Source organism: Mesorhizobium tamadayense, from assembly GCF_003863365.1.
Classification (GTDB): domain Bacteria; phylum Pseudomonadota; class Alphaproteobacteria; order Rhizobiales; family Rhizobiaceae; genus Mesorhizobium; species Mesorhizobium tamadayense.
In genome coordinates this window covers 16,561-30,961 of sequence record NZ_RQXT01000047.1, presented here as the reverse complement: position 1 = coordinate 30,961, position 14,401 = coordinate 16,561, and the positions used below count along the sequence as shown (strand labels likewise).

Annotated in this window: 14 protein-coding genes; 5 read left to right on the top strand and 9 right to left on the bottom strand. The window is 64.1% G+C overall.

Annotated features, from left to right (window positions below):
- Positions 1–49: 49 nt before the first annotated feature.
- On the bottom strand, positions 50–1,288 hold the full coding sequence (locus EH240_RS28490; RefSeq protein ID WP_125004829.1) for an ABC transporter substrate-binding protein: 1,239 nt from the start codon (positions 1,286–1,288) through the stop codon (positions 50–52).
- Positions 1,289–1,361: 73 nt separating this feature from the next.
- Between EH240_RS28490 and EH240_RS28485 the strand changes: the two genes are divergently transcribed.
- Both EH240_RS28485 and EH240_RS28480 read left to right on the top strand, forming a co-directional pair.
- A complete protein-coding gene (locus EH240_RS28485; protein ID WP_125004827.1) occupies positions 1,362–1,565 on the top strand; it encodes a hypothetical protein in 204 nt (67 codons plus the stop codon).
- A gap of 106 nt (positions 1,566–1,671) precedes the next feature.
- A complete protein-coding gene (locus EH240_RS28480) occupies positions 1,672–2,715 on the top strand; it encodes a LacI family transcriptional regulator (RefSeq protein WP_125004825.1) in 1,044 nt (347 codons plus the stop codon).
- A gap of 228 nt (positions 2,716–2,943) precedes the next feature.
- Here EH240_RS28480 and gndA read toward each other — a convergent pair whose 3' ends face one another.
- The 8 genes from gndA to EH240_RS28440 all read right to left on the bottom strand — a co-directional run bounded on the left by gndA (position 2,944) and on the right by EH240_RS28440 (position 10,150).
- Positions 2,944–4,371 (bottom strand): NADP-dependent phosphogluconate dehydrogenase, encoded by a 1,428-nt coding sequence (gene gndA / locus EH240_RS28475; RefSeq protein WP_125004823.1) that lies wholly within the window; start codon positions 4,369–4,371, stop codon positions 2,944–2,946.
- Between the two features lie 314 nt (positions 4,372–4,685).
- Positions 4,686–5,282, bottom strand: coding sequence for a methyltransferase (locus tag EH240_RS39290; RefSeq protein ID WP_245436446.1), 597 nt, complete (start codon positions 5,280–5,282; stop codon positions 4,686–4,688).
- Between the two features lie 28 nt (positions 5,283–5,310).
- A complete protein-coding gene (locus EH240_RS39285) occupies positions 5,311–5,637 on the bottom strand; it encodes a methyltransferase family protein (RefSeq protein WP_245436444.1) in 327 nt (108 codons plus the stop codon).
- Between the two features lie 272 nt (positions 5,638–5,909).
- On the bottom strand, positions 5,910–7,544 hold the full coding sequence (locus tag EH240_RS28460; protein WP_125004821.1) for a copper resistance CopC/CopD family protein: 1,635 nt from the start codon (positions 7,542–7,544) through the stop codon (positions 5,910–5,912).
- A gap of 52 nt (positions 7,545–7,596) precedes the next feature.
- Entirely contained in the window at positions 7,597–8,115 is a 519-nt protein-coding gene (locus EH240_RS28455; protein ID WP_125004819.1) for a YcnI family copper-binding membrane protein, read from the bottom strand.
- Between the two features lie 35 nt (positions 8,116–8,150).
- Positions 8,151–8,681, bottom strand: a complete 531-nt coding sequence (locus tag EH240_RS28450) for a copper chaperone PCu(A)C (RefSeq protein ID WP_125004817.1) — start codon at positions 8,679–8,681, stop codon at positions 8,151–8,153.
- Between the two features lie 94 nt (positions 8,682–8,775).
- Positions 8,776–9,120, bottom strand: a complete 345-nt coding sequence (locus EH240_RS28445) for a DUF2946 family protein (protein WP_125004815.1) — start codon at positions 9,118–9,120, stop codon at positions 8,776–8,778.
- A gap of 127 nt (positions 9,121–9,247) precedes the next feature.
- A complete protein-coding gene (locus EH240_RS28440; RefSeq protein ID WP_125004813.1) occupies positions 9,248–10,150 on the bottom strand; it encodes a GntR family transcriptional regulator in 903 nt (300 codons plus the stop codon).
- A gap of 252 nt (positions 10,151–10,402) precedes the next feature.
- On the opposite strand from EH240_RS28440, the gene EH240_RS28435 reads away from it, so the two are divergent.
- From EH240_RS28435 to EH240_RS28425, 3 genes are all read left to right on the top strand, one after another.
- Complete coding sequence (locus tag EH240_RS28435) at positions 10,403–11,908, top strand: UxaA family hydrolase (protein ID WP_125004811.1); 1,506 nt, start codon at positions 10,403–10,405, stop codon at positions 11,906–11,908.
- A 52-nt stretch (positions 11,909–11,960) separates the two neighbouring features.
- On the top strand, positions 11,961–12,959 hold the full coding sequence (locus EH240_RS28430; RefSeq protein ID WP_125004809.1) for an aldo/keto reductase: 999 nt from the start codon (positions 11,961–11,963) through the stop codon (positions 12,957–12,959).
- 330 nt (positions 12,960–13,289) lie between these two features.
- Complete coding sequence (locus EH240_RS28425; protein WP_125004807.1) at positions 13,290–14,285, top strand: ABC transporter substrate-binding protein; 996 nt, start codon at positions 13,290–13,292, stop codon at positions 14,283–14,285.
- Positions 14,286–14,401: the final 116 nt, after the last annotated feature.

Sequence of the window (14,401 nt, the reverse complement as noted above, 5' to 3'; positions counted from 1 at the left end):
CTCCCGACCCCGGATAGGCGGGGGTCGGGAGCTGGCGGGGCGCCGGCTGTCAGTCGGCCGAAGCGATGATGTCGGCGAAGCGCTTCTGCGCCTCTTCGAGCGTCATGTCGGACTTGGCGAAGAATTCGGAGAACAGGTCCTCCTTCTGCTTCTGGCTGTCCTGCGAGAGCAGCTGGTCCGTCCACGGGATGACCGCGCCCTTGGCAAGGATCGCGAGACCCTTCTTCATGCAGTCGTTCGCCGCGTTGAGGTCGACATCGCCGCGCACCGGCAGCGAGCCCTTCTTGAGGTTGAAGGCGACCTGCGTCTTCGGATCGAGCAGCGTCTCGGCCAGGACTTCCTGCGCCTTGGACTTGTCGGCATCCTTCAGCAGCGGGAAGTAGAAGGCGTCGCCGCCGGTGGCGATGACCTCGTTCAGGCCGAGGCCGGGCAGGCAGGTATAGTCCTTGCCGGCGGTCTTGCCGGCGACCTGGAACTCGCCCTGCGCCCAGTCGCCCATGATCTGGCCACCGGCCTTGCCGGTGATGACCAGATTGGTCGCCTGGTTCCAGTCCTGCACATTGGTGTTCTTGGCCATCTTGCGGGCGTCGTCGGCGGCCTTGAACACCTTGGCGATCTCGGGGCCACCCGCGAATTTGGCATCCTTTTCCTTGTAGACCTTGAGGAACGCGTCCGAGCCGCCGACCGCGGCGAGCAGCACGTCGAAGGCGCCGGACGCCTGCCAAGGCTGCCCGCCGACAGCGAGCGGGATGATGCCGGCCTTCTCCAATGCCGGAGCGGCGGCCACAAACTCATCCCAGTTCTTCGGCACCGGCACGCCTGCCTTCTGGAAGGCCTCGTTCGACAGCCACAGCCATTGCCAGGAATGGATATTGACCGGCACGCAATAGATCTTGCCGTCGATGGTGCAGCTATCGAGCAGGCTCTTCGGCCGCACGACCTCCGTCCATTTGCCCTTGGTGGCGATGTCGGTGAGGTCGCGCATCAGGCCGGCCTGGACCAACTCCTCCGCCTGGCGGCCATGGTTGAACTGGGTGGCGCCCATCGGATCGCCGCCGGTGATGCGGCTGATCATGATAGGCCGCGCCGTGCCGCCGGAACCGGCGATGGCGCCGTCGACCCAGTGATTGCCGGTCGCGTCGAATGCCTTGGCGAACTCCGCCACCGCCGCCGCCTCGCCGCCTGAAGTCCACCAATGGGTGACTTCCAGGTCCGTCGCGGCAGCCGGTCCGGCGAAGTTCAGCGCAACCGTCGCGGCGAACGCGGCGGTCAGGAATTTATATCGCATTTCGGTTCCTCCCAGAATCTGAAACGTTACAGATTTTCGATACGGCAAATGACTGGCGGAGGCAACCCCTCGAATGGAAACGGCAAGAAATTTTTTCGAAGCGCGAACAAAATCCTTCGCCGAGCGTGGTCTTGTGGCGCCAGGCTCGCTGATTGATGCCAAAAGTCGCGAGAAATTGAGATTTCTTTGTGATTCCAGTGGCTTTCAACCTGCTCTTTCGGCGCTGACCACGACGATCGCGATCTGCCCCTCAGCCACAGGCGTTGGCAATCTGTAACGTTTCAGTATATTGAACCGTGTCACGAGCTGAAAGCCGCGCAAATGTCGATGCGCACAATTGCCGGTCGGCCTCGCGGCTGATATGCGCCTGATGGGCGGGACGAATGGACAGACGAAGCGCGGAGAAGGACGACGAGGCGTCGGCCAAGGAACGGCCGACGCTGAAGACGCTTGCCTTCATGACCGGGCTTGGCGTCACGACGGTGTCGCGCGCACTGAAGGATGCGCCGGAGATCGGCGCCGAGACAAGGCGCCGCGTCCAGCTGGTCGCCAAGCAGATCGGCTATCGCCCGAACCGCGCCGGCGTGAGGCTGAGAACTGGCAAGACCAACGTCATCAGCCTCGTGCTAAACACCGAGCGCGAAATCATGAGTTTCGTCTCTGACATCATCTATGGCGTCTCGGAGGTCATAGCCGACACACCCTATCACCTGATCGTCACGCCCTACTCACGTTCTCAGGATCCGCTGGATCCGATACGCTACCTCGTGGAGACCGGTTCCGCCGACGGGGTCATCATTTCGCGCACGCAGCCCAATGATCCGAGGGCCCGCTACATGCTTGAGCGCGGCATTCCCTTCGCCACTCACGGCCGCACCGACATGGGGCTGGTGCATCCCTATCATGACTTCGACAACTACGCCTTCGCGAGCGAAGCGGTACGGCATCTCGCTGGCTTGGGCCGGCGCAGGCTCGCCTTGGTGACGCCGCCGGTCGGCCTCACCTATTACGACCATACGGTGAACGGCTTCGCCGATGCGCTGAGCGAAGTCGGTGCCAGCGAGGTGCCGTTCAATACCGTCTCCATCGACCACACGATCGAGCAGATCAGGACGCGGACCGCGCAATTGATGCGGCGCGACAACCGTCCGGACGGCATCGTCAGCTGCGCCGCCGCCGCGACGCTCGCCGTCGTCGCCGGCATCGAGGACGCAGGGCTGAAACTCGGCCGCGACGTCGACGTCGTGTCGAAACAGTCGTCGGAGCTGCTGCATCTGTTCCGGCGGGAATTGCTGGTCGTCAACGAGAATTTCCGGCTCGCCGGCTCCGAGCTTGCCCGCGCGGTGCTCGGCTGGATCGGCGGCAAGGAACCCGGCTCGCTGCAGTCGCTTAGCACGCCGGGCGAGGTCCTGCCCTATCGGGGTTGATTAGCGCGACTTATGAGTCAGGTCAGGCCGAGTCGGAGTCGAAGACGGGCGCGAAGCGAGCAAACTGAGCGGATTCCGAGAACCGGAGCTGAGCCTACTTAAAGTACGTGAGCACCGGCCTACGCCGGCCGTAGCCTTAATTTAACTGCCACGCCACTCACGAGTGCTTCGGCCGGCGAAGGCCGGAAGCGCAGGAAGCCGCCATTTGCAGGCCGGCCTCACCTGACTCTAGCCGGCAGCGCCGCTGCCCCACGGTCCATGGAAAGCACCCTGCTCGCCGATGCGCTCGAAGCCATGCGCGCCGAAGAAATCGCGCTGCGCCTGGATGAGGTTCGAGGTGCCGCGGCCCTGGCGATAGCTGTCGAAATAGGCGAGCGCCGACGACAGCGCCGGCACCGGCGAGCCGGCCTCGGAGGCCTTGGCCACGATGCGCCTGAGCGACGGATGCGCTTCCTTCATCATGGCGATGAAGGCCGGCGCCATAAGGAGGTTGGTCGAGGCGCCGCCCGAGCCGAAGGCCTCAGCCATCATGTCCAGCATCTGCGAGCGGATGATGCAGCCGGCGCGCCATATCTTGGCGATGACCGGCATCGGCAGGTTCCAGTTGAATTCCTTCGAGGCGCCGCGCATCACCGCAAAACCTTGCGCGTAAGCCGCGATCTTGCCGGCAAACAGCGCCAACTCGAGATCCTTCAACAGCGCTGCCTTGTCGCCGGAAATCTTGGCGACGCCGATATTGCCATAGGCGTTTTCCGCCGCCTGCCGCTCGTCCTTGATCGAGGATAGCACGCGCGCCGCGACCGCGGCCTCGATGGCTGTCGCCGGAATGCCGAGCTGCTGCGCCTCGATGACCGACCATTTGCCGGTGCCCTTCTGGCCGGCGCGGTCGAGGATGATGTCGACCACCGGCTTGCCGGTCTTCGGATCGTCGGCGGCGAGCACCTTGGCGGTGATCTCGATCAGGTAGGAGTTCAGCCGGCCCTTGTTCCAATCGGCGAAGACGGCGCCGATCTCCTTCGGCCCCATGCCGAGACCGTCGCGCAGGATGCCGTAGATCTCGGCGATCATCTGCATGTCGGCATATTCGATGCCGTTGTGGATGGTCTTGACGAAATGGCCGGCGCCGTCGGTGCCGAGCCAGGCGGCGCAGGGCTCGTCCTTGAACTTGGCGGAGATAGCCGTCAGCACTTTTTCGACGCGCTTCCAGGACTCTTCCGTGCCGCCGACCATGATCGAGGGCCCATGGCGCGCGCCCTCCTCGCCGCCGGACACGCCCATGCCGATGAAGGTCAGGCCCGAGCCCGACAGTTCGGAGAAGCGCCGCATCGTATCGCGGAAATTGGCGTTGCCGGCGTCGATGACGATGTCGTCGGCCGACAGCACACCTCGCAGCGCCGCGATCTGCTCGTCGACCGGCTTGCCGGCCAGCACCATGATGATGATCGGCCGCGGCGGCCGGATCGCCGCGGCAAGCTCCTCCAGGCTGTAGCAGGGCACGACCATGTCCCTCAGCGGACCGGCGCTCTCGACGAAGGCGTCGGTGCGCGATCGCGTGCGGTTGAAGACGGCGATGCGGTGCCCATGCTCGGCGATGTTGAGCGCCAGGTTGGAGCCCATCGTGCCAAGGCCGATCAGGCCGATTTCGGCTTTTTCCATCGTTTCTTCCCTGCTTTCGGATCTTTTGTTGGAGGCCGCGTTTTGCTGGGATGCCCCATTTCTTCCCAAGATGTCATTTCTTCCCAAGATGAATGACGGGCCTTCGCGGCGGCGTCAACCGCCTCGCCGAATTGTGTCACTGAGAGAAAGGCCGACTAAGGCCTGTCGAGATTCATCGGGAGCTTATGACGGCTGCTGCGAGATGGATGATGGCGTTGAAGTTCTGGTCGGTTTTGTCGGCGCGCATGGCGATGCGCTTAAACTTCTTGAGAAGAGTCGGCAGGGTTGAACTGCAGGGCGCCTATTTTTGCGCCTTACGGCTTGCGGCCGATCACGGTGCCGTTCGCGGCGGGTGCGTCGAACCAGACCGTCTCGATGTTCCCGAATCCGGCTTCCTCGAGCCACGCCGAATATTCGGCCGGCGTGTAGTTTCGTCCTTCCGTCTCGATCAGCATGTTGAGGCTCATCAGCGCGGCCGGCGCTGGTCCGGTCTTTTCGTCATTGACGAGAAGCTCGCTGATGACGACTGCGCCGCCGCTCGGCAAAGCCTCGAAGGAGCGGCGCAGTAGGGCGCGGTTCTTCGCCTCGTCCCAATCGTGCAGGATCATCGACAGGAGATGCACGTCGTGATCCTTCGGAAGCTGCTCGAAAAAGCTGCCGCCTGCGGTCGCGATGCGGTCGGTCAAGCCGGCCTCGGCAATCTTTCCCACCGCGATCGCGGCCACATGCGGCAAGTCAAACACGGTCGCGCGCAGCGCCCCATACTGTTTGCAAAGCTCGATGTCGTACGCGCCCGATCCGCCGCCGATGTCCAGGAGGCGGCGGAAATGACTGAGATCCACGGCTTCGCCGAGCTTGCGCGCGGTCATCGTGGAGAGCGAATGCATCGCCTCCCAGAAGAGTGCCGGCATCGTCGGATCCCCCACGTGGTTGGCCGGTTCATGCGCAGCGCGTCCGTAAGCCTTCCTCAGCCCGCATAGAGCCGCTTGTCGGTATCTGTACGAAGCCGCCGAAGTAATACGGTTTCCCGCGCACGAGATAGGTTTCGCTTAACGGCGTATTGCGATAACGGCCGTCCGATTTTTCCAGAAGCCCGAGGGCAGCGCAGCCGGTCAACAGCATCTCGGCCGGGCGTTGATGCAGGCCTAGCGCTTCCGCCAGCCCGGCAACCGTGATGCCGGCGCCGCCCGCGAGCCGGCTGAAGAGATCCAACTCGTGCGCAGCGGCCAGAGTCTTGAAGGCCCAGAAACCGGTCGAAAGCGCCATCAGCGGGACGGCGGAAGGAAGTTCCGACGTGGCGGCAATCGGCCGCACATTTGCATGCTTGGCCGGAGGCGCTGTCCGCGAAAGCTGATTAGCCATGGTCACCTCTCTTTCACAGCAAGTCACAACCGCAACTGGCTGGCTTGTCGCCATCCATTGGTGAGCTGTGGCTACCGTCTGCTGAAGTGCGAATCTGGCGGTGCGGGGTTACGCTACGATTTCAGAAGGAGAAAATTCGGTTACACTTGAAACTTACATTATTTGGCCGGTCCGGACTACTCGGACCGAATTTCGATCGGCGCTTCGATCTTCACCATCTCGAAATCCGAAACCAGGATGTCGAGCCGGGCGTTCCAGCGGCCGGGAATCGGGATGACGAGATCGTCGACGCGCCAGGTACCGTCGCCGGGCTTGGTCGCCGGCCGTTTGATCGGCTCGATGCCGGAATCCGGCTTCGACAAAACCAGCGTCACCTGCTTGGCCTCGAGCGGACCGAAATCGCCGGTCATGATGACCATCGAAGCGGCGACCTGCCCGGCATGGCCGGGTGAGATGCTGAGATCGGCCATCGCCTTCAGCGTGTGGATATGGATCGACGCAGGCTGCGCGGCGGCGATTGCCAGCGCGCGCGGTGGCGGCGTGAAGCGCCAGCCTGCGGCGACGCCGAAGATGGCGAGCGCGATTAGCGTCTCGATGCCGATCGAGCGCACCAGCCGCCGCTGCACTTCCGTGTCGCCCGCTTCGGCCGGCGCGGTCAGCGTCCAGCGGTTCACCGAGGCGAGCGTGAACAGGAAGAGCAGCAAAGCCAGTTTCAACAGCAGCAGGCGGCCATAGGCAGTGTTGATCAGCGCGGCCGGCTCCCGCACCTGGATGATCGCCAGCACGATGCCGCTTATGGCGAGCACGGCAACCACGGGCAGGATCGCGCGCGAGAACCGGCGCAGGAAAACCTTCGCCTCCGCCGGCTGGTGCCGCAACGCAAGGCCGAGGGGCGCCAGCGCACCGGTCCAGAAAGCGATGGCCGTGCCGTGCAGGAACACCAAGGGCCGTGTCAGCCATTGCGGCTCGGCGGCACTTGCATGACCGCTGGCGGCAAGCGCCGCGCCCACGCCGACGAGCCCCGCCAGGGCAAGCGGCTTGCGGGAGACCGACGACCCGGCGAGGGACAGCAATGCAAGCCCAAGCGCGATCAGGGCGACAAGCACCGTCCAGCCGAAGCTCGTTTCCAATGCGGTCTTCCAGATCAACGGCTGTGCGAATCGGGCGAGCGGCGCGCCAAGCGCATCCAATCCCTGCAAGCCGAGCGAAAACGGGGCGGCGGCCAGTCCGCAGAGCAGAGCGCCGATGACGAAGCGCCGGCCGCACCGGCGATGTTCGGCCAGCCAGGCGAGCGAGAAGGCACCGCCGACGCCGAGAAAGAGGCCGGCATAGAGAAGGAGCTTGCCGATCCAGATCGCTTCGCGCAGCGACCGATCGGCGGTTTCACCGGCAACAGGCGCGGCGCTCGGCGCGCCGATCGAAAACAGCGCCGAGCCGCGGACCGGATGGCCGTCCTGCGAAATCACCCGCCAGCTCAGCACATGCGTGCCGGATTTGAGCGTCTCGGGATTGTCGATCGCGAGGGTCTGGCCGTCGAGGCGAAAGTATGTCAGCGCAAGTTGCGTGCCGTTCGGACGCACCAGGGTAAGCACCAGCGGCGAGACCGGCTCGCTGAAGGTCAGCGAGAACCGGGCGGGGCTCTGCGTCAGCACCGCGCCGTCGGCCGGATCGGTCGCCATCAGCGCCGCATGCGCAAGTGCGCGGCCTGGCAGGAGCACCAACAGCACAAGCACGAAAGCCGCGACTAGGCCGCCGGTGACTGGCCTGATGCGGATGCCGCTCAGGCGGGCTGGGAAAGTTGCTGCGTTCATGCGGTCTTTCGAGAAGCGACGGCGCGCCCGAACGGGGCGCGCCATCAAGAGATCATTTCTTCGGCAGCAATTTGATGCCGGGAGCCGGATTTTCCAGCGCATCCTCATCCTGGCCTGCCGCCGGAATCTCGATCCAGCGGTCAGCGGCGTCGCCGCATTCCTGAACCACCGGGAAATAGAGCATCTGGCCCGCGGGTAGATCGGCTGCCAGCGAAGCGCGGAAGACGAACTCGTCATAGAATTCGTCGGGCAGGTTGCCGCCGCTCCAGTCGACTTCCTTGACGCCGGTGGTCAGCGTCTCGCCATAGAGCTGGTAGGACTTCTCGTATCTGCCCTGCTTGGTCTGCACCGTCCAGCCGGGCTTCGGCATCGGCTTCACCGAAATGATGCCTTCCGGGATCTGCACGCGAACTGAGGTCGTCGCCTTGCCTTCGCAGCCGTGCGGCACGCGCAAGACAGCCTTGTAGGTCGAGCCGGCAGCCGCTTCCTGCCTTTCAAGCGTGACGTGCGCGAGCGCGGCGTTTGTCCCGAGCGCGAGAACCGCGCCCATCGCCAAAAGATATTTCTTCATGAAGTCCCTCTGAATTCGAATTATGCGGAGACGGATCACTCGGCGTGATCGTCCATGCCGCCCGTCTCGCCCATGCCTTCGACGGCGAACTCGACGGTGACGCCGCCGGCCTTCTCGAAGGTCAGCGTCGCCGGGAATTTCTCGCCCTGCTTGGGCTGTCGCTTGAGGCCGACGAACATCAGGTGATAGCCGCCGGGCTTCAGCTCGACCTTGCCGCCGGCTGGGATCTCGAGCCCGCCGCTCACCGGCCGCATGGTCATGACGCCGTCCTTGACGCCCATCTCATGCAGTTCGGCTTTGTCGGAGATTTCGGAGGAAATCGACAGCAGCCGGTCCGGCGAGCTGCCCTTGTTGGTGACGCTGAAATAGCCGCCGGCCACCTTCGCGCCGGGCGGGGTGGCGCGCGACCACGGGTGCCCGATTTCCAGGTCGCCGGCCTTGAATTCATGCGCGAAAGTGCCGGGAACACAGGCAAGCAGGAAAAGGAGGGCGAGCACGGCAAGGCCGAGCTGTTCGAAACCGCGCGGATGAGCGTGCGCACGCGCTGCAGGAAGAAGATTGGACATGGTTGCTCCATGGCTACGAGATCGCGCCGTCATCCGGTCGCGAGCAGTCTGATCTTGGATGAATGCACCCGTGAAAGGTTTCGCGGGTCTTTCGTCAGACCGTGGCCGGTGGCGCTCGCGGATTGGCCGGAGAGCGGTCGCGGGCAAAATCGAGATGGCGGAAAGCCGGTGGCGGGAAAGCGGCCGCTTCGAACACCGACACCCTGGCTAGCGCGCCGGTATCCGGCGGCATATGCGCAGGCGAAACCATGCTGCAGCCAAGCGAGCAGCAGGCCGGCATATGCCGCTGATGCGGATCGCCGCCCGGAACCTTGGTCGCCCCGTCATGCGTGCAGATGACGTTGCCAAACGCGTCGAGCTGTGAAGGCTCGCCAAAGGCGAAGGCGCCAAGCGCCGACTGGAGCAACAGCAGCAGCGCCGCGACGAACGCGGCCGGCATGCTCCATCGTCTCAGCCGGATATTCAAAAGACTGCCTCTTTCCAGCAACTCGACTGACCCTAGCATGGGGTCGGCGGCCAGAAAATCGGCAAAACCATGCTGCGGCAACGCGGCGCGATGCGTCTCGTCAGGCGGGCTGTGCCTGCCGGCCTTCCGGAATGGAGCTCAGCAGCGTCTGGCGTGCCGACTTCAGATGCCTGCGGCAGGCGGCGTCGACCTTGCCCGGATCGCGCGACTTCAGTGCCGCGATGTAGGCCAGATGCTCCTGGACCGCGACCTCGTTGCGCTCACGCTCCTGCGCCTTGTTCCACTGGTAGTGATAGTGGAAGATCATGGCGATCACATCGTAGAAATCGACGATGAAGCGGTTGTGCGAGGCACGGTGGATCAGCCGGTGGAAGCGCTCGTCGAGTTCGGAGAATTCGTTGAAGCGGGTGGCGATCTCGCTGGCGAGCTGGCGGTGCTCCTCCTCCAGTCTTTCGAGATCGGCCCAGACCGCGCTCTCCCGCGGCAGCGCGGCGAAGGCGGCGGCCGAGCGCAGCTCGAACATCTCGCGGATCTCGGTCAGCTCCAGCGCGAATGCACGGGTGAAGCCTTTCAGCACCCAATGGCTGTTGCGCCGCTTCTCGATTAGGCCGAAGCGCGAGAAGCGGATCAGGAATTCGCGCACGCTGGTGGTGCCGACGCCGATCTCGCGCGCCAGCTCCAGCTCGTTGATCTGCATGCCGGCCTCGGCGCCCTCGGTGAGCAGTCGGCGCATGAAGGAGCGCTCGATGATCTCGGCGAGCGAATCGGTCTCTTCCTCGGGGAAGAAATCCTCGGGCTCAGGCGCCCGCAGCACTGTCTTGTTGCGCTTGTTCCAGGCGATCAGTCCGGTTTCTTCCATGCGCGAAAGGATGCTGCGCACCGTGGTGCGGCTGACGCCGAGCAGCGTGCCGAGCTCGGGCTCGGACGGCAGGCTCTTGGTTTCGTCGAGCAGCCGCAGGCAGCGGTTGAAAGCGTCCTTGTAGACGTTGTTGCTCTTCGACATGCCCCGTATCCCCCAACGCTTGCGGCCGCCGGCCGGAAGCGCGATATGATCGGTGTTCCTAGCGCAAGCCTCCGAAATGCGGAACGAATTTCGAAGCTTGCCAAAACAGCAACCGTGCACCCAAAGGGCGCGCGGCCCGCGCGATGAAAAAACAATTGACGCAAAAATGTTTTTTCACGATAAAAGACATTATCCTCAAGCGGGCGTATGTCAATCCGCCCACACTCCCAGGTTTACCCAGGACAGCCGCCCGTGACCGCCGCAAACACCATTCTTCTTTCCCCCACCGACAATGTCGCGGTCGCCAATGGCCGCATCGAGATCGGCACGGCATTGCCCGGCGGCGCGCTGGCGGCGGCGGTGATCGAGCCTGGCCACAAGGTGGCGATCAAGCCGATCGCGGCTGGGGAGGCGGTGGTGAAATACGCGCAGGCGATCGGCCGCGCCACGCAGGACATCGCGCCCGGCGAGCACGTCCATTCGCACAATCTGGTGTTCGAGAGCGGGCGCCTGCCGGTGGTGCCGCCGAGCGAAGCCGAGCATGCCACGGAGGCTGACCGCAAGCGCACCTTCATGGGTTATCGCCGCGCCGACGGCCGCGCCGGAACGCGCAACTTCATCGGTATCATCGCCAGCGTCAATTGCTCGTCCACCGTCTGCCACGCGATCGCCGACGAGGCCAACCGCACGCTTTTGCCGAAATATCCCGGCATCGACGGCTTCGTGCCGATCGTGCACGGCCAGGGCTGCGGCATGAGCGCCACCGGCGACGGTATGATGGTCCTGCACCGCACGCTTGCCGGCTACGCGCGCCATCCGAATTTCGGCGGCGTGCTGATGGTGGGGCTCGGCTGCGAGGTCAACCAGCTCACCCTCTACGGCCAGAAAGGCGTCGCCGCTGGCAAACGCCACTTCAATATCCAGGAGGCCGGCGGCTCGCGCAAATCCGTCGAGCGGGCGATGGGCGTGCTGGCCGAGATCGCCGAGGAAGTCGGCCAACTGAAGCGCGAGCCGATCCCGGTCAGCGAGATCGTCGTCGGCCTGCAATGCGGCGGCTCGGACGGCATGTCCGGCATCACCGCCAATCCGGCGCTGGGCGCGGCCGTCGATATCCTCGCCGGCTGCGGCGGCATCGGCATCCTGTCGGAGACCACCGAGATCTACGGCGCCGAGCACCTGCTTGCCTATCGCGCCGCCTCGCCCGAGATCGCCGCCAAGCTCGACAGCTATGTGAAGTGGTGGGAGGACCATGTCGCCAAGCACGGCGCCTCGATCGACAACAACCCCTCGCCCGGCAACAAGCGCGGCGGCCTGACCACCATCCTGGAGAAATCGCTGGGTGCGGTGGCCAAGGGCGGCCAGACGCCGCTCAACGGCGTCTTCGGCTATGCCGAGAAGGTCAGCGGCAACGGCCTGGTATTCATGGACACGCCCGGCTATGACCCGGTCTCGGCCACCGGCCAGGTCGCCGGCGGCGCCAACGTCATCGTCTTCACCACCGGCCGCGGCTCCTGCTTCGGCTGCCGGCCGACGCCGTCAATCAAGGTCGCCACCAACTCGACCATGTACCACCAGATGGAAGAGGACATGGACGTCAATTGCGGCGTCATCGCCTCGGGCGAGAAGACCATCGCCGGCATGGGCCGCGAGCTCTTCGAGCTGATCATCGAGACGGCGTCGGGCCGCAAGACCAAGAGCGAGGCGTTCGGCTACGGCGACAACGAGTTCGTGCCCTGGCATCTCGGCGCGACGCTCTAATCACCAAAATAGCGGCCCGTTGAAAACACGGCCGGCAAGGGGGAGGCTTTGCATGATCAGACGCCGCATCGGCACGACCGCGCTCGAAGTCACCGAGATCAGCTTCGGCGGCGCGGCGATCGGCGGCCTCTATCGCGCCTGTCCGCGCGAGCCCGCGATGGAAACGCTGCAGACCGCATGGGACGGCGGGCTGCGCTATTTCGACACCGCGCCCTTCTACGGCTTCGGCCTGTCGGAGCGCCGCACAGGCGACTTCCTGCGTGAGAAGCCGCGCTCGTCCTATGTGCTCTCAACCAAGGTCGGGCGCCTGTTCCGGCCGGTGCCGGAGGACCAGGTTCCCGACCACTCTTATGTCGATCCGCTGCCCTTCGCGCTCGACTACGACTATTCCTATGACGGCATCATGCGCTCGGTCGATTTTTCCTATGCGCGGCTCGGTCTCAACAAGATCGATATCCTGTACGTCCACGATATCGGCACCTACACGCATGGCGTCGAGGCGACGAAAATCCATTTCCCCCAGCTCATGGATGGCGGGCTGAAGGCGCTGGAAGAGCTGAAGTCGTCCGGCACGATCTCCGCCTACGGCCTCGGCGTCAACGAAGTCCAGATCTGCCTCGACGTGCTCCGCCGCGCGCCGCTCGACTGCATCCTGCTTGCAAGCCGTTATTCGCTGCTCGACCGCAGCGCCGAGGCCGAATTGCTGCCGCTCTGCCGCGAGAGGCAGACATCGCTGATTATCGGCGGTGTCTTCAACTCGGGCATATTGGCTACGGGCCCGGTGCATGGCGCGCATTTCGATTATCTGCCGGCGAGCAAGGATATTCTCGACCGGGTCGGCGCGATGGAAAAGATCGCGGCAGAAGGAGGTTACCCGCTGGCCGCCGCCGCGTTCCAGTTTCCGCTGCATGAGCCGGTCGTTGCCTCGGTGCTGACCGGCACGGCCAAGCCCGCAAATCTGACACGCAATCTCGAACTGCTCGACATCGAGGTCCCGCCGGCGGAGTTTGCCAAGTACGATCCTTATACAATCGTGCAGCAGCTCGGCTGACATGCCGACGGCCGCGCTTGCCAACCACATGTCCGGGCCTTGCTTCACGATTGGGCGAAGGAATGAATATTCCATATTGACAGAATGATGGAATTAACATTCCATATTGCAAAGGAGGACCGGAAGCATCTGGGTGCCGCCAAGGGGGAGCCGGCAGTGGATCGCGCCCCGCCAGCATCACGAAAACGGCACCAAACACCGCTTGCATCGGCCAGACTGATGCACTATCAAAAAGCGGCAAATGTTTTTTATTGATAAAGTTCCGTTTGGGCCGCGCCTATCCAGATGGAGCTTCCGCAACCTTCACCAGGCGACTTAGGGAGGATCCTAATGAAATTCGTGACCAGCCTTCTCAACCGCCGCGCCTTTGTGGCACTCGCCGCCGCCACGATGCTCGCCGGCGCGCTGCATTCGGCACCCGCCTCGGCGGCCGATGCGACCATTCCGATCATCGTCAAGGACACCACCTCCTTCTACTGGCAGATCGTTCTGGCCGGCGCCCGCAAGGCCGGCAAGGATCTCGGCGTCAGCGTGCCGGAGCTCGGCGCCCAGGCGGAAACCGACGTCAACGGCCAGATCTCGATCCTCGAGAACGCCGTCGCCGGCAATCCCGCCGCCGTCGTCATCGCGCCGACCGAGGCCAAGGCGCTCGGCAAGCCGATCGATGAGGCAGCCTCCAAGGTCAAGGTCATCGGCATCGACTCCAGCGCCGAATCCAAGGCCTTCACCTCGTTCCTGACCACCGACAACGTTCAGGGCGGCCGCGTCGCGGCTGACGGTCTGGCGGCGGCGATCGGCGCGGCCAATGGCGGCAAGGTCGAGGGCAAGGTTGCGCTGATCACGGCGCTTCCCGGCGCCGGCTCGCTCGAACAGCGCGCGCAAGGCTTCAAGGAACAGCTCAAGGCGAAATATCCCGGCCTCGAGCTCGTCGCCGACAAATACGCCGACGGTCAGGCCACGACCGGCCTCAACATCGCGACCGACCTGATCACCGCCAATCCGGACCTCAAGGGCATCTTCGCCTCGAACCTGATCATGGCGCAGGGCGTCGGCCAGGCGATCGCCGAGAACAGCCTTGCCGGCAAGGTGGCGCTGATCGGCTTCGACAGCGACGAGAAGCTGATCAAGTTCCTCAACGACGGCGTGATCTCCGGCCTCGTCGTCCAGGATCCGTACCGAATGGGTTACGATGGCATCAAGACCGCGCTCGCCGCCTCCAAGGGCGAGAAGGTCGAAGCCAATGTCGACACCGGCGCCAACCTGGTCACCAAGGACAACATGAAGGATCCGAAGATCGACGCGCTGCTCAACCCGAAGCTCAACTGAGCGGCATCGCTACAATGGTTTCCGGGGCCTAGCCGCCCCGGAAACATCGCCGCGGACAGTTTGGAAATCCGCCGGCTTGCTTTAGGCTTCGTCTCCAAGGTGCGCGCCAGACGCAT